Here is a 26604-nt window from a genome sequence, read left to right on the forward strand (position 1 = left end):
CAACACCTACCTCACGGCCGGTGCAGGCGGGGGACCGCCACCTCAACTTCCACGAGACCCGGGACAACCTCGTCCTGCCCGACGGCGAGGTCCTGCCGCTGTGCCGACTGCGCTCTGTCGGCTCGGCTACGGTCTGGGGCTTCGCGATCTACCGGGCCAGCCACGACGACTACGAAGACAACGTCCTGCCCAGCGGCTCACCCACCGGCACCGCCGAAGAGGCGCTCGACTGCGCCTGTGGCCTCTACCTCAACAACCCAACCGCCTGGACGGCGGACCCCCGACGTTCCAACGGCGGGGACCACTAGCCATGCCGGCAGTGACCGGGAAGGGGGACGACGGCGCGCCGACGTGCTGCGCGCCTGAGCTCTGGAGACCACCATGGTGCGGTGATCACGACCCCGCTCACCCGTTGGTTCGATCTGCAGGCCCCGGTTTTCGGCGCCCCGATGGCCGGCGTCGCCGGCGGTGAGATGGCTCGCGCGGTCTCGCTGGGCGGCGGGCTGGGGATGATCGGCGTCGGCAACCTCACCGACCCCGACTGGCTGACCGGGCAGGCCCGGCTGCCCGAGGAGTCCGACGTCTCCTTCGGCGTCGGGCTGATGGCCTGGGTGCTCGCCGACCGACCCGAGCTGCTCGCCGCCACCATCGCCGTCCAGCCGGCGCTGGTGTCGGTCTCCTTCGGCGACCCGGGGCCCTACGTCGGTCCGCTGCACGACGCCGGTATCGCGGTGGCGACCGCGGTGAACACCCGGGAGGACGCCGACCGGGCCACCGACGCCGGCGCGGACGTCCTGGTCGTGCAGGGCACCGAGGCCGGCGGGCACACCGGGCGCCGGGCCACGCTGCCCCTGCTGCAGGAGGTGCTGGCCATCACCGACCGACCGGTGCTGGCCGCCGGTGGCATCGCCACCGGGGCCGGGCTGGCCGCCGTGCTCGTGGCGGGGGCGGCCGGGGCGTGGATCGGCACCCCACTGCTGGCCTGCCCCGAAGGGCTCAACAACGCGGCTGCGCGCCAGCGCGTCCGGGCCGCCGGCGGGGACCGCACCGTGCTGACCCGTGCCTTCGACATCGCCCAGGGCTTGGCCTGGCCCGAGCGGTGGCCGGGCCGGGCGCTGGTCAACGAGTTCACCGAGACCTGGCACGGCCGGGAGGCCGAGCTGCGCGGCGACACCCGGGCGGCCGAGCAGGTGCGCGCCGCACGCCGGGACGGCGACCTGGACCACTCTCCCGTCTACGCAGGGGAGTCGGTCGGCCTGGTCACCGGCGAGGAGTCGGCCACCGACGTCGTCCGCCGGCTGGCCGCCGACGCGGAAGTCACCCTTCGGGGGGTGCCCCGGTTGCTCTCGACCTGACGGGTGCCGGCCGGATGTGATGATCACCTCCGGTCCGGCGCCGTGGACCACAGGCCGTCGAGAGGTCATCCGTGCAGAGCACCACCGCCGCACCCCCGAGCGACAGCTCACTGAGCGATGTCCGATCGCCGAGGCAGCAGCCGCCCAAGATCTGGGCACGGCGCCTCGCCATCGCCGTCCTGGTGCTGGTCGTGGCGGTCGGCGCGACCGGCTGGCTCGGCGTGCACAGCGCCGAGGTGACCGCCGAGGGCGGCGGCTACACGATGTCCGTCCAATACCCGCGAGTTGCCCGGGCCGGCTGGGACATCCCGTGGACGGTCACCGTCACCGCGCCGGGCACCTTCCCCGATGAGGTGACGCTGGCGGTGACGTCGGACTGGTTCGACCTCTTCGAGAGCCAGGGCATGAGCCCGCAACCGAGCGAGGAGTACTCCGACGCCACCATGTCCTACTTCGTGCTGGACACGCCGCCCACCGGGAACACGTTGACCTTTGACTTCGACACCTACGTGCAGCCCACGGCGCAGCTCGGCGCGTCCGCGGACGTCTGGCTGATCGTCGACGACCAACGGGTCGCCTCCGTCGAGTACCGGACCTGGCTGGTGCCCTGATGGAGGTCGTCGTCCGGGCGCTCGTCTTCGCCGTCTTCCTGTTCGTCGTCACCCGGGTGGTGGGCCGGGCCACGCTCAGCGAGCTGACGGCCTTCGAGCTCATCATGTACGTGGTGATGGGCGACCTGATCCAGCAGGCGGTGACCCAGCAGGACTACTCGGTGACCGGCGGCATCCTGGCGATCAGCGTCTTCGCGCTGCTCACCATCGCCGCCGGGTACGCCGTCCGGCGGTGGCGCCAGGTCCGGCCGACGCTGCACGGCGTGCCCTACGTGCTGATCCGCGGCGGCGAGCTGGTGGCGGAGACGATGCGGATGGAGCGGGTGTCGATGGACGACCTGCTGATCGCCGTCCGGCAGCAGGGCATCCTCCGCTTCAGCGACATCGACCTGGCCGTGCTGGAGACCAACGGCCGGATCTCCTTCTTCACCGGCAAGGGCACCAGCGACGGCGCCGCGGCGCCACCGGACCAGCTGGGCTGAATCAGACCGCGCAGGTGCCGTCCTCGCAGCCGCGGGCCTCCTCGGCGTCCAGCCCGGCCTCGGCGCCCAGCTCGACGAGGGAGTCGACGTCGAACACCGGGCGCTGCTCCTCGAAGTAGGCGTGCAGCAGCCGCCACGACGTCGGACCACACCTCGATCTGCCTGCCGCGCCCCACCGGACCCCGGCCGGGCTCATTCCAGCTCGCCGGCCTCCGGCGCCCGGAACCGCGCCTTCCCGTTCCCGGGGGTGGGGTCGAGGAAGACGTAGCGGACGCCGGGGTGCCGCGCGACCAGCCGCCGTTCGGCCTCGTCGGCGGCCCGCTCGATGTCGGCGACCGTGGCGCTGTCGGCGAAGTCCACCTTCGCCGACACGATCACCTGCCCGGGGCCGATCACCGAGGTGAGCAGGAACGGGACGTCGTCCACCAGGTCCATGCCGGCCAGCTCGTCCTTGAGCTCCTGCTGGGTCGTCCCCGGCAGGGACTGGCCGATCAGCAGGGACACATTGGCCTGCGCCAGGACGCCGGCCACCAGGATCAGCAGCAGGCCGATGAGGATGGCGGCGATGCCGTCCCACACCGGGTCGCCGGTCATCTGCTCCAGGAAGAGCCCGAGGGCGGCGAGGACCAGGCCGACGAGCGCGGCGCTGTCCTCGAAGGTGACCGCCTTGATGGTGGTGTCCGTGGTGTGCTGCAGGTACCGGCGGGACGTCGTCCCGTGCTCCTTCGCCTCGCCGCGGACCTGGCGCACGGCTTTCACCAGTGAGCCGCCCTCGAGCACGAAGGAGACGGCCAGCACGATGTAGGAGATCGTCGGCGAGCCCTGCTCCTCACCTCCCAGGATGGTCGTCACGCCCTGGTAGATCGAGAAGCCGGCGCCGACGCCGAAGGTGCACAGCGAGGCGATGAACGCCCAGAAGTACGTCTCCCGGCCGTAGCCGAACGGGTGCCGGGCATCCGCGGCCCGGTTCCCGCGCTTGAGGGCGACGAACAGCAGCACCTCGGTGACGGTGTCGGCCAGCGAGTGCGCCGCCTCCGACAACATCGCCGAGGAGTGGCTGATCAGGCCGCCGACGAGCTTGGCGACGGCGATGGCCAGGTTGACCGCGCCCGCCACGATCACGGTGCCGGTCGACTCCCCGCCGGAGCCCTTCTCCGCCTTGCCCCCACTACTGCCCCCGGTGGCCTCCTCGGCCAGTGCGTGCCCGGTGGTCGGAGCTGGTTGCGTCATGCGACCACCCGTGCCCCGCCGGGGGCGGGGGCAACCGCGACGTCATGCCCTCCTCGTCGGCGGGGGCAGGGGGTCCTTCGTCAGCGGACGCCGACGAGGTCGACGACGAAGACCAGGGTCGCGCCGGGCTTGATGACGCCGCCGGCCCCGCGCTCGCCGTAGGCCTTGTGCGCCGGGATGGTCAGCCTGCGGCGGCCGCCCACCTTCATGCCCTCGATGCCCTCGTCCCAGCCCTGGATGACCATGCCGACGCCGAGCTGGAACTCCAGCGGGTCGCCCCGGTCCCAGGAGGCGTCGAACTGCTCGCCGCCGTCGTGGGTGACGCCCACGTAATGGGCCTGGACCAGGCTGCCGCGGGTGGCCTCCGGGCCGTCACCCACCACCAGGTCCTCAACCACCAGGTCGTCGGGGACCGGTCCGGTCGGCGGTTCGACGTCGGGTCGGGTCAGCTCTGCCACGGAAGTGCTCCTCGGGTCGGTGCCGGGGCCGGTCCCCGGCGGCACTGGACCCATCCAAGCCGCCCGCGCCCTGCCCAGCCAGCGGGGGCCTGCCGCGCCGGGGTTCCGCAGGACCCGGCTGCACGGGACGGTAGGTTGCATGCGCGAGTGGGTCGACGCCGACCGCCGCCGGCGCGCTCGGCGAGCCGGACCGGGCCCGGTCCATGAAGGCGCGGCGATGGAGGTGGGTGTGGTCCCGGAGCTGCCCTCGGGACCCGCGGGCGACGACCTGTTCGCCGACGGCGGCGAGTGCGGCCGGCTGATGGCCACCCACGACTGGTCGGCCACCCCGATGGGCCCGGTGGCCTCCTGGCCGGCCAGCCTGCGCTTCGCCGTCCGCACGGTGCTCTCCTCCCGGTTCCCCATGGTGTTGACCTGGGGCCCCGAGTACCTGCAGTTCTACAACGACGGCTACGCCCCCTTCATCGGCGCCAAACACCCCGCCATCGGCGAGGACATCCGCATCACCCTGGCCGAGGGATGGGCGGCGCTGGAGGGGCCGGTCGAGCACGCCATGGCGACCCGGGAGGCATCCTGGCTGCCCCGGCTGCCGTTGCTCCTCGAACGCGCGGGCTACCGCGAGGAGACCTACTTCACCGTCTCCCACGCCCCGGCCTTCGCCGACGACGGGGCCGTGGCCGGCATGCTCGGCGTCTGCACCGAGGTCACCGGCGAGGTGCTGGGCGAGCGCCGCCAGCAGCTGCTGCGCGACCTGGCCACCGCCGGCGCCCAGCTGGGCGAGGAGAACCAGGTCATCACGGCGATGTGCGCGGCGCTGGCCACCGACCGGCTGGACATGCCGTTCGCCGCGGTCTACCTGCTGGACGCCGGCGACTCCCGCCTGCACCGGGCCGGCACCGTCGGCTGCCCGCCCGAGCTGCTGCCCGAGGTCTGCCGGACCTCCGCCGGGCTGCCCGACGACGTGACCGGGTTGGGCCTGCGCGGCGGCATCTGGGACGACGCCGTCACCGACGCCGTGGCGCTGCCGCTGCCGGCCGCCACCGGCGAGGAGCCGATCGGCTGGCTGCTGGCCGCGGTCAGCCCCAACCTGGCCCTGGACGAGGGCCTCCGCACCTTCCACCACCTGGTGGCCGGCCAGTTCGCCGGTGCCGTGGCCAACGCCCGGGCCTTCGACGCCGAGCGACGCCGCGCGGAGTCGCTGGCCGAGCTAGACCGGGCGAAGACCGCGTTCTTCTCCGACGTCAGCCACGAGCTGCGCACTCCGCTCACCCTGCTGCTCGGTCCCCTCAGCGACGTGCTCGCCGACGCCGCCGACCCGCTCCCGGCGTCCGCCCGCGACCAGCTCAGCCTGGCGCTGCGCAACGGCCAGCGGCTACAGCGCCTGGTCAACGACCTGATGGACTTCGCCTCGATCGAGGTCGGCCGGGCCAGCGCCGTCCGGGTGCACACCGACGTGGCCACCTTCACCGCCGAGCTGGCCGGCGTGCTGCGCGCGGCCGCTGAGCGGGCCGGGCTGCAGCTGCTCGTCGACTGCCCGCCGCTGGAGGGCCCCGCGTTCGTGGACCCGCGGCTGTGGGAGAAGGTCGTCCTCAACCTGCTGTCCAACGCGGTGAAGTACACCTTCGTCGGCAGCATCGCGGTGACGGTGCGCGCCGAGGGCGACCGGTTCGTGCTGACCGTCGCTGACACCGGCATCGGCATCCCGGCGGAGGAGCTGCCGTTGGTCTTCGACCGCTTCCACCGGGTCCCGGGCGCCGTGGCCCGCCACCGGGAGGGGACAGGCATCGGCCTGGCCCTCGTGCAGGAACTGGTCGGCCTGCACGGCGGCACGGTCGCGGTGGCCAGCGAGCCGGGCGTGGGCAGCACGTTCAGCGTGTCGATGCCCTACGGCAGCGCGGACGCCGTCGAGGCCGGGCCGGCGACGCCTTCGCAGACCGCATACGGCACCGCCGAGGCCTGGGAACGGGACGTCGCGCCGCGCGAGGACCCGCTGCTGGCCGCCGACACCGGCACCACCGTGCTGGTGGTCGACGACAACGCCGACATGCGGACCTACCTGATCCGGCTGCTGTCGCCGATCTGGGCGGTCCGGACGGCGACGAACGGCGAGGAGGCGCTGGCGAGCATCGGCCAGCACCGGCCCGACGTCGTCCTCACCGACGTGATGATGCCGCGGGTCGACGGCTTCGAGCTGCTCCGCCGGCTGCGGGCGGACCCGGCGACCGCCGGCATCCCGGTGGTCATGCTGACCGCGCGCGCCGGTCAGGAGGCCGCCGTCGAGGGATTCGAGGCCGGCGTCGACGACTACCTGGCCAAGCCGTTCCAGGCCGCCGAGCTGATCGCCCGGGTGCGGGTCGCGGTCGACCGGTCCGGCCGCGGAGCACCCCCGCGCCCGCCGGCCGCCGGGCGCGCCGCACCGCCGAGCGCCCCGCCGGTGCCCACGGCCGACGTCCGGACGCTGGTGCCGGCCAGCCGGCCCGCGGACTCCCTCCCCCCGCCGCCGGCAGCGCCCGAGGCGCCAGCGGAGCCGGTCCCGACCGTCCGGGAGCGCTGGCGCTTCGCCTCGACCGCCCAGACGATCCCCGCGCTGCGCCGGGCGCTGCGCCGGGCGCTGGCCGAGGCCGGGCTCGACGAGGACCAGGCCTATGACCTGCTGCTGGCGGCCTGCGAGGCGGCGACCAACGCCATCGAGCACGCCCAGGACCCCACCGAGCCGTTCTTCGACGTGACCGCCGAGGCGCTCGGAGGCGTCGTGACGATCACCGTCCGGGACTACGGGCAGTGGCGCGAGCGGGTGCCGAGCATGGACCGCGGACGCGGCTCCACGCTGATGAGCGCCTTCGCTGACATCACCGCCCGGCCCGGCCCGGAGGGCACCACCGTGACCATCCGGGCGCCGCGGGCGGCCGACACCGGCGACGGCGAGGAACCCACGCCGTCCTGAGGCGCGGAAACGTGCTGCGCCAGCCGGCCGGGAGGACTAGCTTTCCGGCCATGCCCCCCGATTGACCCACCGGTCCGCCCCCACCGCCGTTCACGGTCCGCTCGCTGGTCCGCCGCGTGCTGGCCTGGTCCGCCGTCGCCGAGTTCGTCCCGCTCTACCCGCTGTACGCGCTGCTGTTCGCCGACACCAGGCTCGACGACCGCGACATCTCGGCGCTGCTCGCACTCTGGTCGGCCACCGCCGTGCTCGCCGAGGTGCCCTCCGGCGCGTTCGCCGACCGCTTCTCCCGGCGCGGCGCACTGGTCACCGCGGGCGTCCTCCAGGCCGCCGGCTACCTGCTGTGGGCGGCGTTACCCGGCTTTCCGGGGTTCGCGGCGGGGTTCGTCGTGTGGGCGGTGGGTGGCGCCCTGGTGTCCGGGTCCTTCGAGGCGCTGCTGCACGACGGGCTGGCGGCGGCCGGGGCCGCCGGGCAGTTCGGCCGGGTGTACGGCTGGGTGAACGCCGTCGACCTGCTGGTGCAGGTGCCGACCGCCCTGGCCGCCGCCGCGCTGTTCTCCGTCGGCGGGTTCCCACTCGTCGGTTGGGCAAGCGTCGCGACCTGCCTGGCCGCCGCCGGCCTGGCGGCCCGGCTGCCGGAGGCATTCCATGGGACCGAGAACCCGGACGGCGACGGGCCGGGCTGGTGGGACATCCTGTCCGCCGGGGTCACCGAGGCCGCCGGCCGCCCGGCAGTACGGACGGCGGTGCTGCTGGTGGTGCTGCTCGGCGGACTGGACGCGATGGAGGAGTACTTCCCCCTGCTGGCCCGCGACTGGGGTGTGCCGGACGCGGCCAACCCGCTGGTCCTGCTGGGGGTGCCGCTGGCCGGGGCGGTCGGGGCCGCGCTCGGCGGGCGGGCGGCGTCCTGGCCTCGTTCGGCGGTCACCGTCGCGCTCGCCACGGCCGGTTTCGCCCTGGTTGCCGCCGCCGTGCTGGCCGTGCCGGCCGGCCTGGGCGCGGTGGCCGCGGGCTACGCGCTGTACCGGCTGGTGCTGGTGGTCGCCGAGACCCGGCTGCAGGAGGCGATCACCGGCCCAGCCCGAGCAACGGTCACCTCGATGGCCGGGCTCGGCGTGGAGCTCGCCGCGCTGGCGCTCTTCGCGGCCTACGCCACCGGCGGGCTCGTGCTGGTTGCCGGCGCCGTCCTGCTGCTGGCCGCAGCGCTCCCCCGGCTCATCCGGCCTTGAGCCCGGAAAGGTCCGGGGAGGGGTCAGCTCAGCGGGCTGCGCGGCAACATCGCATTGCTGATGATCCGCTTCTGTATCTCGCTGGTGCCCTCGAAGATCGTGGTCAGCCGGGCGTCGCGCCAGTGCCGCTCGACCTGGCGCTCGGTGGTGTAGCCGTTGCCGCCGTGCAGTTGCATCGCGGAGTTGGTGACCCGCACGGCCATCTCGGTGGCCTGCAGCTTCACCATCGCCGCCTCCCGCTCGCAGGGCACGCCCTCGTCGAGGAAGTGGGCGACCTGGCGGTAGAACGCGCGGGCCTGCTCCACCTGGGCGGCCATGTCGGCCAGCGTGAACCGCAGCGCCTGGAAGTCGCCGATCGGGTGGCCGAACTGCTCGCGCTCCTGCAGGTAGAGCACCGAGTCCTCGACCGCAGCGCGGGCCAGCCCGACCGCCCGGGCGGCGGTGTGCACCCGGGCGGTGTTCAGGAAGGCCTGCGCCTCCCGGAAGCCCGCACCCGAGTCCTCGCCGGCATCGGCGTCGCCGCCCTCCACGATCAGGTCCCCGGCCGGGACGCGGACGCCGTCGAAGGCGAGGTCCCAGGTCAGGAAGCCGTGGTAGCCGACCTTGTCGATCGGGGAGCCGGTCAGCCCGGCCGGGAACGACCCGCGCTCCTTGACGAGCAGCAGATTGCGCAGGCCGCGGGAGCGCGACTCCCCGGGCCGGGGAGCGGCCACCCGCACCAGCACCTGGATGAAGTCGGCGGCCTTCGCGTTGCCGCACCACCGCTTGTGGCCGGTCACCACCCACTCGTCGCCGTCCCGGACCGCCCGGGTCTGCACGTTCGCCAGGTCCGAGCCCGCGTCGGGCTCGGACAGCGCGACCGCGCCGATCCAGGAGCCTGCGGCGCTGCGGCGCAGCAGCTCGCGGCGCCGGCCGGCATCGGCCACCGAGGTGCCCATGCCCTGCGAGCGGGCCAGGATGCTGGCCACGCTCATCCAGGCCCGGGCCAGCTCCTCGCTGACCATGCAGTACTCGAAGACGCCCAGGCCCAGGCCGCCGTCCGCGGCCGAGATGGTGAGGCCGAAGTACCCCAGCTCGCCGAGCCGTTCCAGCAGGCGCTGCGGAATCTCCCCCTTCTGCGGGTCGAGCTCGTTCGCCACCGGGAGCACCTCGTCCATGGCGAACCGGCGGGCCTGCTCCTGCAGGTCAGCGCGCCCGGGCGTGTGCCACGGCGAGTGCAGGACGGGCGGCTCGGGCAGCCAGGTTCCGTCGGCGGGCCCCCCGGTCGGATCGGTCTCGGCGGGGCGGCTGGCGGGCGACGTCATCGTCGGGGCGCTCCTGAGGCTCGTCGGACCAGTTCGCACCTACTGTCCGGTAACCCCCTGCGCGGCGCACCCGCAAGTGATCCACTTAACACCGGAGAGGTCGCGAGGAGGGCCGGTGTCCATGGAGGATGCGTCGCTGCGTGGCTTCCGCCGGGGCCGCCGGGCCCGGCGGTACGCGACGGCGCTCCCGGCGGCACTGGGAACGGCGGCCGCGGCCGCCGCGGGGGGCGCCGTCTGGTGCGCCGCCCACGCGCAGGCACCTGCCACCGGGGCGCTGGCCGCCGTCGCGGTGCTGCTGGCCGGGCTCGCCTACCGGGCCGGCGGGCTGCGCGGCGCGGCGACGGCCGAGTACCGCTCCTGGCTGCTCGAGGCGGTCCGGCTGGCCAATCCGGGCGTGCAGTCCGTCTCCCGGGCGGAGCTGGCTCCCCGGGCCGGCGCGCACGGTGCGGCCGTGGTGACGCGGGCCGGAGTGGCCACCGCCGTCCGGCTGGAGCACCGCACGCTCGACTCTGGACCGCTGGTCGTGGGAACGGGCGGCCCGGCGACGTTCCTGCACCTGGCCGAGGACCTCAACTCGGCGGCGACAGCGCGGCGGTGGCAGCAGGCCGACCAGGTGCGCCAGCAGGCCGAGCTCGACGGGCTGCGGGCCGAGATCGAGCTGCTGGCGCGGCAGGTGCGGCAGCGGCAGGAGCTGCTGGAGAGGTTGGCGGCGGCGCTGACGGCCGGCCCGCTGTCGGCGGAGGTGCTGCGGCTCTACCGGGAGAGCCTGGCGCTGGCGCGCCGGCACCTCGCCGAGCGCCCCGGCGACCCGCTGCTGGCCGACGCCGTCACCCGGTACTCGGCCGCGGTGCGCCGCACGGAGCAGCAGCTCGCCGACACCGTCGACCCGCTGGCCTGCTACGAGCGGGAGCTGCGGGGGCAGCCGGCCGAGGACCTCGCGCCCGGAGAGCGCCACCTGTACTCGGCCGAGTGGCAACAGGAGGACGACGGATGGCACCGCGCGGCCTACGAGGGACGGTCGGTGGCCGGCAGCGACGGCGTCCGCTGGGCCACCACCCGCGCCGTCCTGACCGCCCTGGTGGAGAACTACATGACCGTCCACCGGCGCACCGACGACCCGGCCGCGCTCGGCCTGCCCCGGCTGCGGTGGGACGGCGACGACCTCGTCGTCGTGCTCGGTGACCGGGTGCTGTCCCGGAGCACGCCCGCGGAAGGGATGTACGAGGTGCCCCAGGTGCGCGGGCTCCCCTGGCACGTCCTGCCGGCGGGCGAGCGGGCCGGCACCGTGCATCACCTGGGCGTCGGAACGGCGCAGCCCCCGCCGGGGGTGTGACGGACCGGTTCAGCCCACCGAGCAGGGCGGCACCGCGGTGTGCCAGGAGGTGCGCTCCTGGAACCAGGCCCCGGCGTCCAGCAGCAGGTCCTCCCCGCCGACGGCGGCGGTGAGCTGGGCGCCGACCGGCATGCCGGAGACCGGGTGCCGACCCACCGGCAGCGCCAACGTCGGCCCGGCGTGCAGCGACCACGGCGCGGTGAACTGCCCGAGCCGGCGGGTCAGGGTCAGCACGTCGTCGCCCCCGGCGGCCCGGGGGACGTCGACCGGCAGGGTGGGGGTGAGCAGCACGTCGATGTCGGTGAACAGCTCGTCGAGCTCCTGCTGGTACTCCGCCCGGATGGCCAGCGCCTCGTCCCGGTGCCCCTCGGTGAGGCCCTCCCCCAGGTGGATGCGGGCCAGCGTGTCGGGCTGGAAGCGCCGCGGCTCGGCCAGCCGGTCGCGGTGCAACTCGAGGAGCTCGAGGTAGACGATCGTGTACAGCACGTCCTGCGCGGCACCGACCCCGCCGACCTGCACGGGCACCAGCTCGGTCCCGGCCTCGGCGAAGACCCGGCCGGCGGCCGCGACGACCTCGGCCACCCCGTCGTCCAGCCCATCGAACCACGACTCCGGCAGGCCGATCCGGCGCGGTCGGGCGGGCACCGGCTCGCGCACCGGGCGGCCGGCAAGGACGGCGAAGGCCCGGGCGACCAGCGGCACGGACCGGGCCAGCGGGCCCACGGTGTCGACCAGCTCGCAGACCGGGAAGGTGCCTCCCGACGGCACGGTGCCCACGCCCGGCCGCAGCCCGGTGACCCCGCAGGCCGCCGCCGGGAGCCGGACCGACCCGCCGGTGTCGGTGCCCAACGCCAGATCGACCAGGCCGGCCGCCACCGCCGCGGCGGGGCCGCCGCTGGACCCGCCCGGCACCCGGCTCAGGTCCCAGGGGTTGTGGCACGGGCCGGACGCCGAGTTCTGCGTGGTCAGGCCGACCGCGAACTCCGACATCGTCAGCTTGGCCACCATCTCCGCGCCCGCGCCGGCCAACCGGGTCACCACCACGGCGTCGGCGTCCGGCACCCGCTCCGCGAAGAAACCCGAGCCGCAGCTGGTGCGCACGCCGGCGGTGTCGATGTTGTCCTTCAGCCCGACCCGGACCCCGGCCAATGGCCCCTCGGCGGCGTGCGGCAGCGGTGGGTCGATCCAGGTCACGACAGCGTTCGTCGCCCCCGCCACCTCGCGCACCCGGGACTCGTCCCCCGTCCCGGTCCGACCGGGGCCAGCCCCCCGGGAACGGGTCGTCATGTGCCGGTCACCAGACTGCGCTCGCGGGCGAGCGCGACGTAGTGCTCGACCACTGCTGCGTCGTCCACCGCGCCCAGGTTGAGCGCCTTCTCCGGCGGCACGCCCTGGAACAGCCGTTTGAGCGGCACTTCCAGCCGCTTGCCGGTGCGCGTGTGCGGCACGCCGGGCACCACGGTGATCTCGTCGGGCACGTGCCGGGGGCTGGCGTTCGCCCGGATCGCGGCCTTGATCTCGGCGGTCAGGTCGTCGGTGAGCTCCGCCCCCGGCGCGAGCTGGACGAACAACGGCATCCAGTAGCCGCCGTCGCGCTGCTCCACCCCGAGGACGACGCAGTCGAGGACGGCGGGGATGGCCTCGACCGCGGCGTAGACGTCCGCGGTGCCCATCCGCACCCCGCCGCGGTTCAGCGTGGAGTCCGAGCGGCCGGTGATCAGGCAGGTGCCGCGCTCGGTGACCTCCAGCCAGTCGCCGTGCCGCCACACCCCGGGCCAGGGTTCGAAGTAGGACTCCCGATAGCGGACTCCGTCCGGGTCGTTCCAGAAGTACAGCGGCATCGAGGGCATCGGCTCGGTGATCACCAGCTCGCCGAGCTCGCCGACCACGGGGTGGCCGCCCTCGTCCCAGGAGGCGGCGGCCACCCCGAGCATCGGACGCTGCAGCTCGCCGGCGGTCACCGGCAGCAGCGGGGAGCTGCCGATGAAACCGGTGGCGACGTCGGTTCCGCCGGACAGCGAGCCCAGGAATACCTCGGGCGCCACGGCGTCGTAGACCCAGCGGAACGTGCTGGCCGGCAGCGGGGACCCGGTGACGCCGATCGCGCGCAGCGCGGAGAGGTCGTGGTCGTTCCCCGGGCGCACGCCGGCCTTCTCGCAGGCCCCGAGGTAGCCGGGGCTGGTGCCCAGGTAGTTCATCCCGGTGCGGGCGGCCAGCGCGAACTGCGCGTCGACCGTCGGGTACGTCGGGGCGCCGTCGTAGACGACCACCGTCGCGCCGGCCAGCAACGCGGAGGTGGCGATGTTCCACATGATCCAGGCGGTCGAGGCGTACCAGAACAGCCGGTCGCCGGGCCCGACGTCGATGTGCAGGCCGATCTGCTTGCGCTGCTCGAGCACCACGCCGCCGTGCCCGTGCACGATGCCCTTGGGCAGCCCGGTGGTGCCCGAGGAGTAGACGATCCACAGCGGAGCGTCGAAGGGCAGCGGTTCGGAGACCGGGTCCTGGACGTCGGCGACCGCCTCGGCCCACGGCAGCGCCCCCTCGGGCACCGTGTCGGCGTGCAGCCGCGGGACGGCGATCGTCGTCCGCACGCTGGGCAGCGCGTCGCGCAGCTCGGCGACGACGTCCCGGCGGTCGTAGGGCTTGCCGTTGAACCGGTAGCCGTCGACGGTCACCAGCACCACCGGCTCGATCTGGGCGAAGCGGTCCAGCACGCTGCGGGTGCCGAAGTCCGGCGCGCAGGAGGACCACACCGCGCCGATCGAGGCAGCCCCGAGGAAGGCGACGACGGCCTCGGGGACGTTGGGCAGGTAGCCGGCGACCCGGTCGCCGCGCTGGACGCCGAGCCGGCGCAGCGTCGCGGCGAAGGCGCCGACCTGGCCGCGCAGCGTGGCCCAGCTGACCTCCACCGGGTCGCCGTCCTCGGAGGCCGCGATCAGCGCGGGCTGCTCGTCGGTGGCGTACCGCAGCGCCTGCTCGGCGTAGTTGATCGTCGTTCCGGGGAACCACTGCGCGCCGGGCATCTCACGGCGGATGAGCACCCGGTCGTCGGGAACGCCGGGCAGCACGTCGGACCAGGCGGCGACGTCGGCCCAGAACTGGTCGAGGTGCTCGACCGACCAGCGCCAGATGGCGTCGTAGTCGGCCGGGCTGCCGAGGTCGATCCCGCGGCGCTCGGCGACCCAGGCGGCGAACCGGCCCAGCTGGGAGGCCGCGATCGACTCCGGCGTGGGGTGCCAGAGGACCTCGGGCTCGGGGGTCGTCGCAGCGGTCACGAGCGGAGCCTGCCATTCGCAGCAGCGGGCGTCAGCCCTGCCCTGCGTGGCAGGGGCCGGCGGCATCGAGGAGTACTCCCGGGACGACGGGGGAAGATCCGAGCGGTGACCGTGCTGACCATGGCCCGAGCGGCGGCCGAAGTGCCCGACTCGATCCTCTCCGAAGACCTGCTGCGTCGCTACGTCGACCTGCTGGTCAGGCTGGTGGAGGCGGCGGGCGCGATCGTCATCTTCCTGGGCGCGGTCCTGGCCGCGGTGAAGTTCGTGCGCGCTGCCTTCCGGGGACGGCGCAGCGAGGAGTTCGTCCGCGTGCGGCTCGGCCTGGGCCGCTACCTCACCCTGGGCCTGGAGTTCCAGCTCGCCAGCGACGTACTGAGCACCGCGATCGCGCCGACCTTCGGCGAGATCGGCAAACTCGCCGCCATCGCCGCGATCCGGACCCTGCTGAACTACTTCCTGGGCAAGGAGATCGACCACGAGCGGGCCGAGGTCGAGGAGGAGGAGCGCGATCCGGACAGGACCAGCCGGTCGTCGGCGACCGACACGTGACCGGGCCCTCCTGGTGGAGCGCGCTGCTGCAGGGCGGCGCCCTCCTGCTGACCGTCCTCGGCCTGGGATGCGGCCTGCTCGTGCTCGCCCGCCGGCGCGACGTCCGTCAGGCCTTGAGCGTGCTGCTGGAGTTCCTGCTCGCTGCCGGACTGCTGCGCCTGTCCGACGACCCGACCTACCGGGCCCTCGCCACCACCGCGGTGATCATCCTCATTCGCAAGCTGGTCGGCTTCGGCCTGCGCGCGAACCAGCGGGCCGGTGGGCCGGTGGGCCGTGCCCGGTCGACAGCCGGCGCCGTCCCGGTGTCCGAGCCGCCGTCCGGATCGGCGTCCTGACGCCTGGACGGCGACGGTCCCCTGGCGTCAGCGCTGCTGCTGCGCCCGCGGGTCGTCGATCGAGGAGGAGCCGGCGAACAACGGCGGCAGGTACCGCAGCATCAGCACCGACCAGGTGAGGTGGGTCAGCACCGGGGCCTGGATGCCGCCGGTGGCCCGGCGCTGCAGCCCGAACAGCAGGCCCATCGCCACCGACGCCAGCACCAGCGCCGGGTTGCGGGTCGCGGCGGTCGCCAGCGCGTAGACGGCTGTCGACTTCAGCACCGGGCCGCGGGTGCCCATAGCGGCGTAGAGCGCGCCGCGGAAGAACACCTCCTCGGCGAGGCCGTTGGCCAGCGTGGTGGTCAACACCAGCGGCAGCGAGCCCTGATGGGCGTACCGCAGCACCCGGGTGATGGCCGCGCCGAGCACCGGGACCCGGCGGGCGAGCAGCGCGGCGGCGTAGAGCAGGCCGAAGGAGCCAACGCCGAGCGCGACCGGGGTGAGCAACGGCCGCTCCAGGGTGTCCGCCGGCGACCGCATCCAGCCCAGGTGCAGCGGCCCGGACGCCAGGCCGCCGGCCACCCAGGTGCCGGCCACTCCCAGGGTCAGCCCGTAGAACGCCGGGGAGTCCGGCTTCTGCGACAGCGAGACGCCCAGCAGGCCGGCACCGGCCACCGCGACGCCGGCGGTCACCAGGCGGCGGCGGTGGAAGGCGGCGTCGGACTCGCGGTGGTCCCGCGGCACCTTCTCCGCCAGCCAGGACGGCAGCCGGCGCGCCACGGTCGCCCGTAGCGCCGCCGTCCGCGTCATGCCCGCACCCGCCGCAGACCGGTGCTGCGCCTACCGGCGCGTGCCTCGCGGCGCTCGCGGGCCCGCTCCCCGAGCGCGGTGAGCACCGCCTCGTCGTAGCTCATCGGCTCGAACGGGACGAGGGTGCGGATCGCGTCGTCGTGCACCACCACCTCGTTGCTCATCGAGTCGACCAGCGACCGGCCGGTCTGCACGTCGAGGTCGGTGACCAGCGACAGCCACCGCGAGGACAGCTGCGGCGAGAGCAACGGCACCGGGACGACGACCAGCCGGCGGCCCTGGATCTCCGCGACCCGGGTGAGCATCTCCACGTACTCCAGCACCTCGGGGCCGCCGACCTCGAACACCTGCCCCTCGGCCTCCGGCGCCTCGAGCACCCCGATCAGGTACCGGACGACGTCGGCGACGGCGATCGGCTGGGTCCGGGTGTGCACCCAGCGCGGGGTGACCATGGCCGGCAGGTGCGCCACGAGCTGGCGGGTCATCTCCCAGGAGACCCCACCGTGGCCCACCACGATCCCGGCCCGCAGGACGGTGACCGGCACGCCGGCCTCGCCCAGCAGCTCCTCCACCTGGCGCCGGCTGCGCAGGTGCGCGGACAGGTCGTCGGAGTCCTCGCCCAGCCCGCCCAGATAGACGATCCGCCGGACGCCGGCGTCCGCGGCAGCCCTCGCGAAGGAGCGGGCGGCCTGCGCGTCGCGCTGCTGGAAGTCCGCCGAGTCCAGGGAGTGCACCAGGTAGTAGGCGGCCGCGCAGTCCGCCAGCGCGCGACGCAGCGAGGCCTCGTCGCCGACGTCGCCGGCGACCGGCTCCCCCGCGCCGGAGTAGGTGTCCGGATGGCGGGTCATGGCCCGCACGGAGTGCCCGGCATCGGTCAGCGCGTGGCTGAGTCTGCTGCCGACGAACCCCGACGCTCCGGTCACCAGTACCTGCACGCGGCCAGCTTCGTTGCTCGCCATCGATGGCGCGACTCCGGCGTCCGCCGGTCCGGCGCCGCACGCGGCGTTGCACGCTCCTCAGCGGCGAAGCACGCGTTGCAACCCGGGCGATGCAGCAGGAACGCGGGCGATGCAGCCGCCGTCCCTCTCTGGGCGGCGCGCGGGCTCGGGCGGCATGATCGCTCCGTGAGCGGACCCGTGGTGCCCGGCGAGCGCAACGTGCTCGGCGGCGTTCTGGAGCCCTGCGGCACCGATCCGGTGACCGGCTTCTTCCGCGACGGGCACTGCAGCACCGGCCCGGAGGACCGCGGCAGCCACACCGTGTGCACCGTGGTGTCGGCGGAGTTCCTGGAGATGCAGCGCCGGCTGGGCAATGACCTGGCCACCCCGCGGCCGGAGTACGGCTTCCCGGGCCTGGCGCCCGGCGACCGCTGGTGCGTCGTCGCCGTCCGCTGGCTACAGGCCTACCAGGCCGGCGTCCCGGCGGGGGTGGTGCTGGCCGCGACCAACGCCCGCGCGCTGGAGATCGTCCCGCTGGAGGCACTGCGCTCGCAGGCCGTCGACGTCCCCGACGACCTCTCCGGCCTGGGGGAACAGCCTCCCGGCCAGGCCGGTTGAGCGTCGCAACCGCCCTGTTGCCCCGGAGGAGCTGCCATGAGCGATCTGCTGGATCTGCCCGTCACCACGCTGCAGGGGGAGGCGACCACACTCGGCGCCTTGACCGGCGGCCGCGTCGCGCTCGTCGTCAACGTCGCCAGCCGCTGCGGGCTCACACCGCAGTACACCCAGCTCGAGGCACTGCACCGGGAGTACGCCGAGCGTGGGTTCACCGTGCTGGGCGTTCCGTGCAACCAGTTCGCCGGGCAGGAGCCGGGCACCGCCGAGGAGATCGAGAGCTTCTGCTCGGCGACCTACGGCGTCAGCTTCCCGATGACCGGGAAGCTGGAGGTCAACGGCGAGGGCGCCGATCCGCTCTACGAGCGGCTGCGGGAGACCCCCGATCCGGCCGGTGCGGCCGGTGACGTGCAGTGGAACTTCGAGAAGTTCCTGGTCGCCGGCGATGGCGCCGTGCTGGCCCGGTTCCGGCCGCGGACCGGTCCGGACGCCCCCGAGGTGCGCACCGCCATCGAGGAGGCGCTCTCGTGAGCGGTCCCGACCGGCCGCCGCTGCCGCCGTTCACCGCCGAGACCGCCGCGCAGAAGGTGCAGGGCGCCGAGGACGCCTGGAACAGCCGGGACCCCGAGCGGGTGGCGCTGGCCTACACCGAGGACTCCCGCTGGCGGAACCGCGACACCTTCCTCACCGGCCGCGCCGAGATCGTCGCGTTCCTGACCGTCAAGTGGGAGCGCGAGCTCGACTACGTGCTCCGCAAGTCGCTGTGGGCCTTCACCGGCGACCGGATCGCCGTCCGCTTCCAGTACGAGTGGCACGACGCCGCCGGCCAGTGGTGGCGCAGCCACGGCAACGAGAACTGGGAGTTCGACGCGCACGGGCTGATGAGCCGCCGCGAGGCCAGCATCAACGACGTGGCGATCGCCGAGGGCGACCGGCGGTTGTTCGGCTCCCGGCCGGCCGAGGAGCACGGCCAGGACATCCCGCTGCGCTGACCCCGGGTCAGGTCAGCGACGCCTCCGGCAGCGGTCCGACCGCCGCCGTCCGGGCGGTCTGGGCCAGCACGATCCCGGCCAGGACGACGACGCCGCCGGCGATCTGCCAGCCGGTGAGCACCTGCTCGACCCACAGCCAGGCGACGATCGAGGCGATCACGGGTTCGACGGTGGCCACGATGCCGGCCGTGGTCGGGGGCAGGTGCCGCAGCGCGGCCAGCGACAGCCAGAACGGCACCGCCGCCCCGAGGACGACGATCCACCCGACCAGCGCCCACACCGGCAGCTCGAGGCCGCCGAGGGAGACCGGGGCGGTACGGCCCAGCATCCCGGCGTCGAACTGCCACCACGGCGCCGCCACCGCCCAGAACACGGCGGCGGCCACGAAGCTCCAGGTGGTCAGCGTGACCGGGTCGCGCACCGCGGTGCCCCGCTCGCCCAGCAGGTAGTAGGCGGCCAGGCAGAGCGCGGCGGTCAGCCCGGCGGCCACGCCCAGCGGGTCCAGCGAGCCGCCGCCCTGCCAGACCTGGGCGACGAGCACCAGACCGGACAGCGACAGGCCGAGAGCGAGCCACAGCCGGTTGCGCACTCGCTCCCGCCGTACGAGCCACACATACAGGGCGATGAACACCGGGGCGGTCATCTCGAAGACCAGCGCGATGCCGACCGGCAGCCGGCCGATCGCCACGTAGTAGAGGAACTGGGTCAGCGCGACCCCGACCACGCCGAACACCGCGACGAACGGCACCTCGCGCCAGCTGATCCGCAGCCGGCCCGGCGACGCCACGGCCAGCACGAGCACCAGGCCGAGGGCCGCGCCGGTGCACCGCAGGGCGGTCAGCCGCGGCGCCTCGATGCCCGCCTCGAGGGCGAGGGTGGACACGGTCCCGTTGACCGCGAACAGGCCCGCGGCGGCGACGGTCAGCAGGTAGCCGGTGACGGGCCGGACGGCGGGCTGCACGCCCACCAACGTAGCGGGTCAACCACCTCATGCCACCTACTGGTCGGCGGCGGCGTCACTGCGGGACCGACGGGTCCGTCCACAGCGTCTTCCAGACGTTGCCGTCGGGGTCGGTGAAGCTGGTGCCGTGCATGGACCCGTGGACCTGGGTGGGCAGCCACGGCTTCCCGCCGCCGGCCAGCACCCGGGCCAGCAGGTCGTCGACCTCGGCCCTGCTACCGGCCGACAGCGCGTTCAGCACGGCGGTGGCCTCCCCCGGGTCGGCGTCCCGTCAGCACGTCAGACCGCCCCCGGCACGGAACTCATCGGCGCGCGGTCACCCGCTGGTCCGATCCAGTACCAGGGCGACCGTGTCCGCAGGCACGTCCCAGATCGGGAAGTGCCCGGAGTGGTCGAACCAGTGCAGCTCGGCATCCGGGAACGCCCGCGTCGCCCGCGCCGCCTGCCGGGCCAGCGTGATCCGGTCGTGCCGTCCCCAGCCGATGGTCAGCCGGCCCGGCAGCGTCCCGGCCGGGGCGCCCTGCTGGCGGGGACCTCGCGCCAGGTCGGCGAGGACGGCGTCGAAGGACGGCGACTGCGCGTACCCCTCGATCTCCCGGGTCACGACGTCGGCGGGCAGGGCCCACGGGTGGGCGGAGAACTGCGCGAGCAGCGCCGTCCGGCCGGCTGGGTTGCCCAGCACGGCCGGCAGGGCCGGCCGGATCGCCCGGACCAGGGCGATCGAGGCGCGCAGGCTGGTGTGGAAGACGACGGCTTCCCGGTCGCTCCAGAACCCGCCCGGGTCCAGCGCAACGTTGTTGCCGCCCAGGCCCCGGCGGGACAGTTCGAGGACCATCCGCGCCCCGAGCGAGGTGCCCACCAGAGGTGCGTCGGCCAGCCCCTCGGTCCGGAGCCAGTCGGCCACGGCGTCGGTCAGCGCGGCGACGGTGGGGTCGGCCAGCGGAGGGGTGTCCCCGGCCATTCCGGGCAGGTCGACCGCGACCACCTCACGGTGGGCAGCCAGGCCGGGGCGGACCAGGTCCCAGGTGCGCCACGACCCGCCGAGGCCGTGGACGAGGACGAGCGGGGCACCGGAGCCGGTGCGATGAGCAGAGAGGGACATCCGTCACCCCTACCCACTGGCCGGCCGGGCACCCGGGGCGGGTACAGCGCGTTCTGCGGAGAGCCGGGTGCACGAGAGCGTCCCGCGTCCGACACGATGGGTGTCCGGTCGGGCGTCCAACACGCAGGGGAGACGGGTCCATGAGCACCGCGACGAGGGGCAACCGGGTACGCGCCGCGGTCGGCACGGTCACCCTGACCGGCGCCGCGATGGGCTTCCTGGCCGCGTGCGGTGCCGGCGACGCCGGTAACAACGGTTCGGACAGCGAGGCCCGCGAGGTCTACTGCGTCGACGAGCAGGACCAGGTCGTGGACGACAGCCAGTGCGAGGAGGCCGAGCGCAACGGCGGCTTCGTCGGCGGCCTGCCCTTCTTCTTCCTGCTCGGCGGCTTCGGCGGCAACCGCTACTCCGTCGGCCAGCAGATCCCCGCCCGGTACACCGGCGCGGCGACGCGGGTGAACCCCTCGAACAGCACGGCGCGCGCCCGCAATGGGCTGCCCCGCACCGGCACGGTCTCCTCGGGCACCCGGATCTCCGGCGGCCTCGGCTCCGGCGCGGGCCGAGTCGGGAGCGGCGGTTCGTGAGGCGTCTGTACGGCAAGGCCCGGCTCGGCTGGGAGGCCGAGATCGAATCGCAGGGCCTGGTCTACAACAAGACGACAGTCCCGGGCGGCGACGTCCGCTCGTACTGGCGGGAGGACGTCTTCTACGTCTTCACCGCCGAGGAGGTCGACCGGCTGGCCGACGTCACCGACCAGTTGTTCGCCGCTTGCGTGGAGGCCGGCGACGCCGCCCTGGCCGACGACCGGCTGCTGGACCGGATGCACGTCCCGCGCGAGGCGCGCGACGTGATCCGGGGCACCTGGGAGGACGAGCCGCCGAGCGTCTACGGGCGCTTCGACCTGCACTGGGACGGCGAGGGGCCGCCCCGCCTGCTGGAGTTCAACGCCGACACCCCGACCTCACTGGTCGAGGCCGCCGTCGTCCAGTGGTCGTGGCACCTGGAGACCGGCCAGGGCACCGACCAGTGGAACCAGCTCGACGACCGGCTGGTCGCCGCCTGGCAGCGCAATCTCACCCGCTGGCAGTCCGAGCACGGCCACAAGCCGCGGGTCCACCTCGCCTGGACCTCCGGGGACCCTTCCGGCGAGGACTGGATGACCGTGGCCTACCTCGCCGACTGCGTCACCCGGGCCGGCTACGAGGCCGTCGTCATCACCACCGAGCAGATCGGCCTGGACACCGGCGACGCCCGCTTCTACGACCCCGAGGGCAGGCAGATCGACGTCGTCTTCAAGCTCTACCCGTGGGAGTGGCTGCTCGACGACGCGTACGGGCCGTCCGTGCTGGCCGACCTGCGCCGGCCCGGCGGGACGACGTGGATCGAGCCGGTGTGGAAGATGCTGTGGTCGAACAAGGGACTCCTCCCGCTGCTGTGGCAGCGCTACGAGCACGACCCGGTCATCTCCCGGCTGCTGCTGCCGGCCTACTTCGCCGACGATCCGCGGGCCGCGGAGCTGCAGGCGACCGGCTTCGCCCGCAAACCGCTGCTGGGCCGGGAGGGCAACAACGTCGAGCTCGTCGGGCCCGGCGGTGAGGTGCTGGCCGGCCGAGGAGGCCGCTACGGCGCAGAGGGCTGGGTGGTGCAGCAGCTGTGCGAGCTGCCCGACTTCGCCGGCCCCGACGGGCCGCACCACCCGGTGCTGGGCACCTGGGTGGTCGACGGGGAGGCCGCCGGGCTGGGCATCCGGGAGTCGGACGGGCTGATCACCGACGACCTGTCCTTCTTCGTGCCGCACACGATCGGCCACCGGCGCCCGGCCGACCAGGCCTGGTCGGCCTGAGCCCGTCCGGCTCAGCCCCCGACGACCGCCGACACCTCGACCCGCTCCAGCCCGTCGACCTGGGCCGAACCCCCGGACCGGGCCACGTCGCTGACCAGCGAGCCCGAGGCGGTGAGTGCGGCCATCAGATCCTCGGTGGGACCGATGGCCAGCAGTTCGTACGGAGTGCTCAGCATGTTGCCGTCGACCTCGACGTCGCCGGGCGAGCCGATGACGTAGCTCGAGGCCACCACCCGCACGCCGTTGACCTGGATCGCCTCGGCGCCCGCGCCGCGCAGCTCCTCGATCGCGCTGAGCAACATGCTCGGCGGCACGGTGCCCTGCGGATCGGCGATGGCGACCCGCACGCCCGGCCCGCTGGCCGGAGCCGTCCCGTTGAGCAGCGCTATGGCGGCGGCCTGCTGCTGGACCTCGGTGAGCGCCCGCCCGGTGTCCGCGCCGCTGCGCCCGAGGGTGTCCACCGCCTGCTGGGCCTCGGCGATCTGCTGTCGGAGGCTGTCCTCCTCGGACTTCTGCGAGTCCAGGATCTCCACCAGGTCCTCCTGGGTGGCCCCGGTCAGCCCCTCGGGGTCCCGGGTCTCCCGGATCTGCACCGTCGCGGCGAAGCCGAGGACCAGGGTCAGCGCCCCGGTGAGCAGCCGGGACACCCACGCCCTCCGGGGGCGCACCGGGGCCTCGGATCCACTGCTGGACATCGCCGTCGAGGTTACAGAGCCGGCCTGTCCCGCGGGCCGGCTCCGGGGTCAGCCCAGGACGACGAGCAGGTCACCACCCTCGACCTGCGCGACGCCGTCGACGGCCACCCGGGCCACGGTGCCGGCCTGGGGTGCGGTGATGCCGGCCTCCATCTTCATCGCCTCGATGCTGGCGACCTGCTGACCGGCCTCGACGGTGTCACCCTCGACCACCGACAGGGTGACCACGCCGGCGAAGGGCGCGGCGACCTGGCGGGGGTCGCTGCGATCGGCCTTCTCCGCCGCCTTCACCTCCGCCGAGACGGACCGGTCCCGCACCGACACCGGCCGCAGCTGACCGTTGAGGGTGCACATGACGGTGCGCATGCCGCGCTCGTCGGCGTCGGCGATCGCCTCCACGCCGATCAGCAGCCGGACGCCGGGCTCCAGGTCGACCGAGTGCTCCACGTTCTGCCGGAGCCCGTAGAGGAACTCCTTGCTGGGCAGCACGCTGGTGTCGCCGAAGGCCTCCCGGTGGGCCGCCAACTCCTTCGTCGGACCGGGGAACAGCAGCCGGTTCAGGGTGGGGCGCGGCGCATCGGCGAGGCCCCGGACGTCGTCCTCGGACAGCGCGGCCGGCGGCTCGGCCGGACGGCGACCCTCCAGGGCCCGGGTGCGGAACGGCTCGGGCCAGCCGCCGGGCGGGTCGCCGAGCTCGCCGCGGAGGAACCCGACCACCGAGTCGGGCAGGTCGAACCGGGCCGGGTCGGCGGCGAAGTCGTCGACGGCGACCCCGACGCCCACCAGCTGCAGCGCAAGGTCGCCGACCACCTTCGACGACGGGGTGACCTTCACCAGCCGGCCGAGCAGCCGGTCGGCGGCGGCGTACATCGCCTCGACCTCCTCGAACCGCTGCCCCAGGCCCAGCGCGATGGCCTGCTGGCGCAGGTTGGACAGCTGGCCGCCGGGGATCTCGTGGGTGTAGACCCGCCCGGTCGGCGCCGGCAGCCCGGACTCGAACGGTGCGTACACCCGCCGGACCGCCTCCCAGTACGGCTCCAGGTCGTTGACCGCCCGCAGGTCCAAACCGGTGGCCCGCTCGGTGTGGTCGGTCGCCGCGACGATCGAGCTCAGCGCGGGCTGGCTCGTCGTCCCGGCCAGGGCCGCGCTCGCGCCGTCCACGGCGTCGACGCCGGCCTGCCAGGCCGCCATCAAGGTGGCCAGCTGGCCGCCGGGGGTGTCATGGGTGTGCAGGTGCACGGGCAGGTCGAACCGCTCGCGCAGTGCGCTCACCAGGGTGGCCGCGGCCGGCGGCCGCAGCAGGCCGGCCATGTCCTTGATCGCCAGCACGTGCGCGCCGGCGTCGACGATCTGCTCGGCCAGCCGCAGGTAGTAGTCGAGGTCGTAGAGGCGCTCGGCCGGGTCGGACAGGTCAGCGGTGTAGCAGAGCGCCACCTCCGCGATCGCCGTCCCGGTCTCCCGGACGGCGTCGATCGCCGGGCGCATCTGACTGACGTCGTTGAGGGCATCGAACACCCGGAAGACGTCGATGCCGGTGCGCGCCGCCTCGGCCACGAACGTCGTCGTCACCTGCTCCGGGTAGGGCGTGTAGCCCACCGTGTTGCGCCCGCGCAGCAGCATCTGCAGGCAGACGTTGGGAATCTGCTCGCGCAGCGCGGCCAGCCGGTCCCAGGGGTCCTCGGCCAGGAACCGCAGCGCCACGTCGTAGGTGGCTCCGCCCCAGGCCTCGATCGACAGCAGCTGCGGGGTGCTGCGGGCGACGTGCCCGGCGACGGCGAGCAGGTCCTTGCTGCGCACCCGGGTGGCCAGCAACGACTGGTGGGCGTCGCGGAACGTGGTGTCGGTGACCGCCAGAGCGGCCTGCGCGCGCAGGTCGGCGGCGAACCGCTCGGGGCCGAGGTGGCGCAGCCGGTCCCGCGAACCGGGCGGCGGCGGCTGCCGCAGGTCGACCGCGGGCAGCTTGTCGGCCGGGTCGACCAGGTGCGGCCGCTCGCCGTGCGGGTGGTTCACCGTCACGTCGGCCAGGTAGGTGAGCAGCCGGGTGCCGCGGTCGGCGGAGCTGCGGGCGGTGAGCAGCTCGGGCCGCTCCTCGATGAAGGACGTCGTCACCCGGCCGGCGGCGAAGTCCGGGTCGTCCAGCACGGCCTGCAGGAACGGGATGTTGGTCGACACGCCGCGGATCCGGAACTCGGCGACCGCCCGGCGGGCGCGGGCCACCGCGATGTCGAACGTCCGGCCCCGGCAGGTGAGCTTGACCAGCAGGGAGTCGAAGTGGGCGCTGACCTCAGCACCCAGCGCGGCGGCACCGTCCAGGCGCACGCCGGCGCCGCCGGGCGAGCGGTAGGCGGTGATCCGGCCGGTGTCCGGGCGGAAGCCGTTGGCCGGGTCCTCGGTGGTGATCCGGCACTGCAGCGCGGCCCCGCGGAGCACGATGGCCTCCTGGGTCAGCCCCAGGTCGGCGAGGGTCTCCCCCGCCGCGATCCGCAGCTGGCTGCTCACCAGGTCGACGTCGGTGACCTCCTCGGTCACCGTGTGCTCGACCTGGATCCGCGGGTTCATCTCGATGAACACGTGCCGGCCCGCGCGGTCGACCAGGAACTCCACGGTGCCCGCGCAGCTGTAGCCGATGGCCCGGGCGAAGGCGACGGCGTCGGCGCAAATCCGCTCCCGCAGGGCGGGGTCGAGGTTGGGGGCGGGCGCGAGCTCGATGACCTTCTGGTGGCGGCGCTGCACCGAGCAGTCGCGCTCGTACAGGTGGATCACGTTGCCCTCGCCGTCGGCCAGGATCTGCACCTCGATGTGCCGCGGGTCGATCACCGCCTGCTCGAGGAAGACGGTGGCGTCACCGAACGCCGACTCCGCCTCCCGCATCGCCGCCTCAATGGCGCCGCGCAGCTGGGCGCGGTCCTCCGCCCGGCGCATTCCCCGGCCGCCGCCGCCGGCTACGGCCTTGACGAAGACCGGGCCGTCGATGGCCTCGGCCGCGGCGACCAGCGCGTCGACGTCCTCGCTCGGCTCGGTGGAGGTGAGCACCGGCAGCCCGGCGTCCCGCGCCGCGGCGATCGCCCGCGCCTTGTTGCCGGTCAGCTCCAGGACGGCGGCCGACGGGCCGACGAAGGTGATCCCGGCCTGCACGCACGCCTCGGCGAGCTCGGGGTTCTCCGACAGGAATCCGTAGCCGGGGTAGACGGCGTCGGCGCCGGCGCGCTGGGCGGCCCGGACGATCTCGCCGACGTCGAGGTAGGTGCGCACCGGGTGCCCGGGCTCGCCGATCTCGTAGCTCTCGTCGGCCTTGAGCCGGTGCACGGAATTGCGGTCCTCGTGCGGGAAGACCGCCACGGTGCCGGCGCCGAGCTCGTAGGCGGCCCGAAAGGCACGGATGGCGATCTCGCCGCGGTTGGCGACCAGTACCTTCTCGAACACGGGGGACGTCCTCTCCTGCACGGGCCGGCTCTGAGTGGCAGCCCTCATCGAAGGCCGACCGTAGTGGCGTCGCGTTCCGGCGGGGTTGCGTCGGTCGCGGTCCGCGACCGTGCGTGCGGCGCATCTGCGGGGGTAGCA

26 protein-coding genes and 1 pseudogene are annotated in these 26604 nt (G+C 74.1%); 14 read left to right on the plus strand and 13 right to left on the minus strand.

From position 1 onward, the window contains the following. The 4 genes and pseudogenes from BLW04_RS17360 to BLW04_RS17375 form a co-directional block, all read left to right on the plus strand. Window positions 1-308 (plus strand): annotated as a pseudogene (locus BLW04_RS17360) (hypothetical protein); the annotation flags it as partial. Between the two features lie 81 nt (window positions 309-389). Next, on the plus strand, window positions 390-1355 hold the full coding sequence (locus BLW04_RS17365; protein WP_091544029.1) for an NAD(P)H-dependent flavin oxidoreductase: 966 nt from the start codon (window positions 390-392) through the stop codon (window positions 1353-1355). A 71-nt stretch (window positions 1356-1426) separates the two neighbouring features. After that, window positions 1427-1966: a hypothetical protein gene (locus tag BLW04_RS17370; protein WP_091544032.1), complete on the plus strand. Its 540-nt coding sequence runs from the start codon at window positions 1427-1429 to the stop codon at window positions 1964-1966. Next, on the plus strand, window positions 1966-2448 hold the full coding sequence (locus BLW04_RS17375; RefSeq protein ID WP_091544035.1) for a DUF421 domain-containing protein: 483 nt from the start codon (window positions 1966-1968) through the stop codon (window positions 2446-2448). The genes BLW04_RS17370 and BLW04_RS17375 overlap by 1 nt, the downstream gene beginning before the upstream one ends. A gap of 1 nt (window position 2449) precedes the next feature. Here the strand turns inward: BLW04_RS17375 and BLW04_RS28650 are convergent, their stop codons facing one another. The 3 genes from BLW04_RS28650 to BLW04_RS17390 all read right to left on the minus strand — a co-directional run bounded on the left by BLW04_RS28650 (window position 2450) and on the right by BLW04_RS17390 (window position 4136). Then, window positions 2450-2644, minus strand: a complete 195-nt coding sequence (locus BLW04_RS28650) for a hypothetical protein (protein ID WP_139306886.1) — start codon at window positions 2642-2644, stop codon at window positions 2450-2452. Further along, complete coding sequence (locus BLW04_RS17385) at window positions 2641-3678, minus strand: cation diffusion facilitator family transporter (protein WP_091544039.1); 1038 nt, start codon at window positions 3676-3678, stop codon at window positions 2641-2643. The genes BLW04_RS28650 and BLW04_RS17385 overlap by 4 nt, the downstream gene beginning before the upstream one ends. Window positions 3679-3758: 80 nt before the next feature. Next, the gene (locus tag BLW04_RS17390) at window positions 3759-4136 is read right to left on the minus strand and encodes an FKBP-type peptidyl-prolyl cis-trans isomerase (RefSeq protein ID WP_091544043.1); all 378 of its coding nucleotides are present in this window, start codon (window positions 4134-4136) and stop codon (window positions 3759-3761) included. Window positions 4137-4275: 139 nt separating this feature from the next. Between BLW04_RS17390 and BLW04_RS17395 the strand changes: the two genes are divergently transcribed. Together BLW04_RS17395 and BLW04_RS17400 are read left to right on the plus strand one after the other, a co-directional pair. Further along, window positions 4276-7080: an ATP-binding protein gene (locus tag BLW04_RS17395; protein WP_254781726.1), complete on the plus strand. Its 2805-nt coding sequence runs from the start codon at window positions 4276-4278 to the stop codon at window positions 7078-7080. Window positions 7081-7196: 116 nt separating this feature from the next. Continuing rightward, window positions 7197-8306: an MFS transporter gene (locus BLW04_RS17400; protein ID WP_254781728.1), complete on the plus strand. Its 1110-nt coding sequence runs from the start codon at window positions 7197-7199 to the stop codon at window positions 8304-8306. A gap of 23 nt (window positions 8307-8329) precedes the next feature. Here the strand turns inward: BLW04_RS17400 and BLW04_RS17405 are convergent, their stop codons facing one another. Continuing rightward, the gene (locus tag BLW04_RS17405; protein WP_091544046.1) at window positions 8330-9610 is read right to left on the minus strand and encodes an acyl-CoA dehydrogenase family protein; all 1281 of its coding nucleotides are present in this window, start codon (window positions 9608-9610) and stop codon (window positions 8330-8332) included. 115 nt (window positions 9611-9725) lie between these two features. On the opposite strand from BLW04_RS17405, the gene BLW04_RS17410 reads away from it, so the two are divergent. Further along, complete coding sequence (locus BLW04_RS17410) at window positions 9726-10943, plus strand: hypothetical protein (protein WP_091544051.1); 1218 nt, start codon at window positions 9726-9728, stop codon at window positions 10941-10943. 9 nt (window positions 10944-10952) lie between these two features. On the opposite strand, the gene BLW04_RS17415 is transcribed toward BLW04_RS17410, so the two are convergent. Both BLW04_RS17415 and BLW04_RS17420 read right to left on the minus strand, forming a co-directional pair. Then, window positions 10953-12137 carry an amidase gene (locus tag BLW04_RS17415; protein WP_254781730.1) on the minus strand — a complete coding sequence of 395 codons (1185 nt, stop codon included), beginning with the start codon at window positions 12135-12137 and terminating at the stop codon, window positions 10953-10955. Between the two features lie 89 nt (window positions 12138-12226). Continuing rightward, window positions 12227-14221, minus strand: coding sequence for an acetoacetate--CoA ligase (locus tag BLW04_RS17420; RefSeq protein WP_254781732.1), 1995 nt, complete (start codon window positions 14219-14221; stop codon window positions 12227-12229). Window positions 14222-14326: 105 nt separating this feature from the next. On the opposite strand from BLW04_RS17420, the gene BLW04_RS17425 reads away from it, so the two are divergent. Continuing rightward, entirely contained in the window at window positions 14327-14770 is a 444-nt protein-coding gene (locus tag BLW04_RS17425; RefSeq protein WP_254781734.1) for a DUF1622 domain-containing protein, read from the plus strand. After that, window positions 14767-15105 (plus strand): DUF1622 domain-containing protein, encoded by a 339-nt coding sequence (locus BLW04_RS17430; RefSeq protein WP_091544059.1) that lies wholly within the window; start codon window positions 14767-14769, stop codon window positions 15103-15105. Before BLW04_RS17425 ends, BLW04_RS17430 begins: the two co-directional genes overlap by 4 nt. 27 nt (window positions 15106-15132) lie before the next feature. On the opposite strand, the gene BLW04_RS17435 is transcribed toward BLW04_RS17430, so the two are convergent. Further along, window positions 15133-15897 (minus strand): CPBP family intramembrane glutamic endopeptidase, encoded by a 765-nt coding sequence (locus tag BLW04_RS17435; protein ID WP_091544061.1) that lies wholly within the window; start codon window positions 15895-15897, stop codon window positions 15133-15135. Further along, complete coding sequence (locus BLW04_RS17440) at window positions 15894-16832, minus strand: NAD(P)H-binding protein (protein ID WP_091544169.1); 939 nt, start codon at window positions 16830-16832, stop codon at window positions 15894-15896. Before BLW04_RS17440 ends, BLW04_RS17435 begins: the two co-directional genes overlap by 4 nt. Before the next feature lie 189 nt (window positions 16833-17021). Here BLW04_RS17440 and BLW04_RS17445 point away from each other — a divergent pair, with 189 nt between their 5' ends. From BLW04_RS17445 to BLW04_RS17455, 3 genes are read left to right on the plus strand one after another with little or no spacing between them, the layout of a single operon-like run. Then, complete coding sequence (locus BLW04_RS17445) at window positions 17022-17453, plus strand: DUF2237 family protein (protein WP_254781736.1); 432 nt, start codon at window positions 17022-17024, stop codon at window positions 17451-17453. 36 nt (window positions 17454-17489) lie between these two features. Next, window positions 17490-17981, plus strand: coding sequence for a glutathione peroxidase (locus BLW04_RS17450; protein WP_091544064.1), 492 nt, complete (start codon window positions 17490-17492; stop codon window positions 17979-17981). Further along, on the plus strand, window positions 17978-18442 hold the full coding sequence (locus tag BLW04_RS17455) for a nuclear transport factor 2 family protein (RefSeq protein WP_091544067.1): 465 nt from the start codon (window positions 17978-17980) through the stop codon (window positions 18440-18442). Before BLW04_RS17450 ends, BLW04_RS17455 begins: the two co-directional genes overlap by 4 nt. A gap of 7 nt (window positions 18443-18449) precedes the next feature. On the opposite strand, the gene BLW04_RS17460 is transcribed toward BLW04_RS17455, so the two are convergent. The 3 genes from BLW04_RS17460 to BLW04_RS17470 form a co-directional block, all read right to left on the minus strand. Further along, the gene (locus BLW04_RS17460; RefSeq protein WP_091544177.1) at window positions 18450-19403 is read right to left on the minus strand and encodes an EamA family transporter; all 954 of its coding nucleotides are present in this window, start codon (window positions 19401-19403) and stop codon (window positions 18450-18452) included. A 55-nt stretch (window positions 19404-19458) separates the two neighbouring features. Further along, window positions 19459-19644, minus strand: a complete 186-nt coding sequence (locus BLW04_RS17465; protein ID WP_175484118.1) for a VOC family protein — start codon at window positions 19642-19644, stop codon at window positions 19459-19461. Between the two features lie 75 nt (window positions 19645-19719). Beyond that, a complete protein-coding gene (locus BLW04_RS17470) occupies window positions 19720-20505 on the minus strand; it encodes an alpha/beta fold hydrolase (protein WP_091544070.1) in 786 nt (261 codons plus the stop codon). A 140-nt stretch (window positions 20506-20645) separates the two neighbouring features. On the opposite strand from BLW04_RS17470, the gene BLW04_RS17475 reads away from it, so the two are divergent. Further along, window positions 20646-21089: a hypothetical protein gene (locus BLW04_RS17475; protein ID WP_091544074.1), complete on the plus strand. Its 444-nt coding sequence runs from the start codon at window positions 20646-20648 to the stop codon at window positions 21087-21089. Beyond that, window positions 21086-22348 (plus strand): glutathionylspermidine synthase family protein, encoded by a 1263-nt coding sequence (locus tag BLW04_RS17480; RefSeq protein WP_091544076.1) that lies wholly within the window; start codon window positions 21086-21088, stop codon window positions 22346-22348. The genes BLW04_RS17475 and BLW04_RS17480 overlap by 4 nt, the downstream gene beginning before the upstream one ends. A gap of 11 nt (window positions 22349-22359) precedes the next feature. On the opposite strand, the gene BLW04_RS17485 is transcribed toward BLW04_RS17480, so the two are convergent. Together BLW04_RS17485 and BLW04_RS17490 are read right to left on the minus strand one after the other, a co-directional pair. Then, window positions 22360-23043, minus strand: a complete 684-nt coding sequence (locus BLW04_RS17485) for a DUF881 domain-containing protein (protein ID WP_139306887.1) — start codon at window positions 23041-23043, stop codon at window positions 22360-22362. A gap of 48 nt (window positions 23044-23091) precedes the next feature. Continuing rightward, window positions 23092-26466, minus strand: coding sequence for a pyruvate carboxylase (locus tag BLW04_RS17490; protein WP_091544084.1), 3375 nt, complete (start codon window positions 26464-26466; stop codon window positions 23092-23094). Window positions 26467-26604 lie beyond the last annotated feature (138 nt).

This window comes from Modestobacter sp. DSM 44400, from assembly GCF_900107175.1.
Taxonomy (GTDB): domain Bacteria; phylum Actinomycetota; class Actinomycetes; order Mycobacteriales; family Geodermatophilaceae; genus Modestobacter.

Coding starts and splice junctions, on each gene's coding strand:
- BLW04_RS17475 (WP_091544074.1), top strand. CDS start 20,646: ATGAGCACCGCGACGAGGGGCAACCGGGTACGCGCCGCGGTCGGCACG.
- BLW04_RS17435 (WP_091544061.1), bottom strand. CDS start 15,897: ATGACGCGGACGGCGGCGCTACGGGCGACCGTGGCGCGCCGGCTGCCG.
- BLW04_RS17405 (WP_091544046.1), bottom strand. CDS start 9,610: ATGACGTCGCCCGCCAGCCGCCCCGCCGAGACCGATCCGACCGGGGGG.
- BLW04_RS17375 (WP_091544035.1), top strand. CDS start 1,966: ATGGAGGTCGTCGTCCGGGCGCTCGTCTTCGCCGTCTTCCTGTTCGTC.
- BLW04_RS17385 (WP_091544039.1), bottom strand. CDS start 3,678: ATGACGCAACCAGCTCCGACCACCGGGCACGCACTGGCCGAGGAGGCC.
- BLW04_RS17485 (WP_139306887.1), bottom strand. CDS start 23,043: ATGTCCAGCAGTGGATCCGAGGCCCCGGTGCGCCCCCGGAGGGCGTGG.
- BLW04_RS17395 (WP_254781726.1), top strand. CDS start 4,276: ATGCGCGAGTGGGTCGACGCCGACCGCCGCCGGCGCGCTCGGCGAGCC.
- BLW04_RS17450 (WP_091544064.1), top strand. CDS start 17,490: ATGAGCGATCTGCTGGATCTGCCCGTCACCACGCTGCAGGGGGAGGCG.
- BLW04_RS17470 (WP_091544070.1), bottom strand. CDS start 20,505: ATGTCCCTCTCTGCTCATCGCACCGGCTCCGGTGCCCCGCTCGTCCTC.
- BLW04_RS28650 (WP_139306886.1), bottom strand. CDS start 2,644: ATGAGCCCGGCCGGGGTCCGGTGGGGCGCGGCAGGCAGATCGAGGTGT.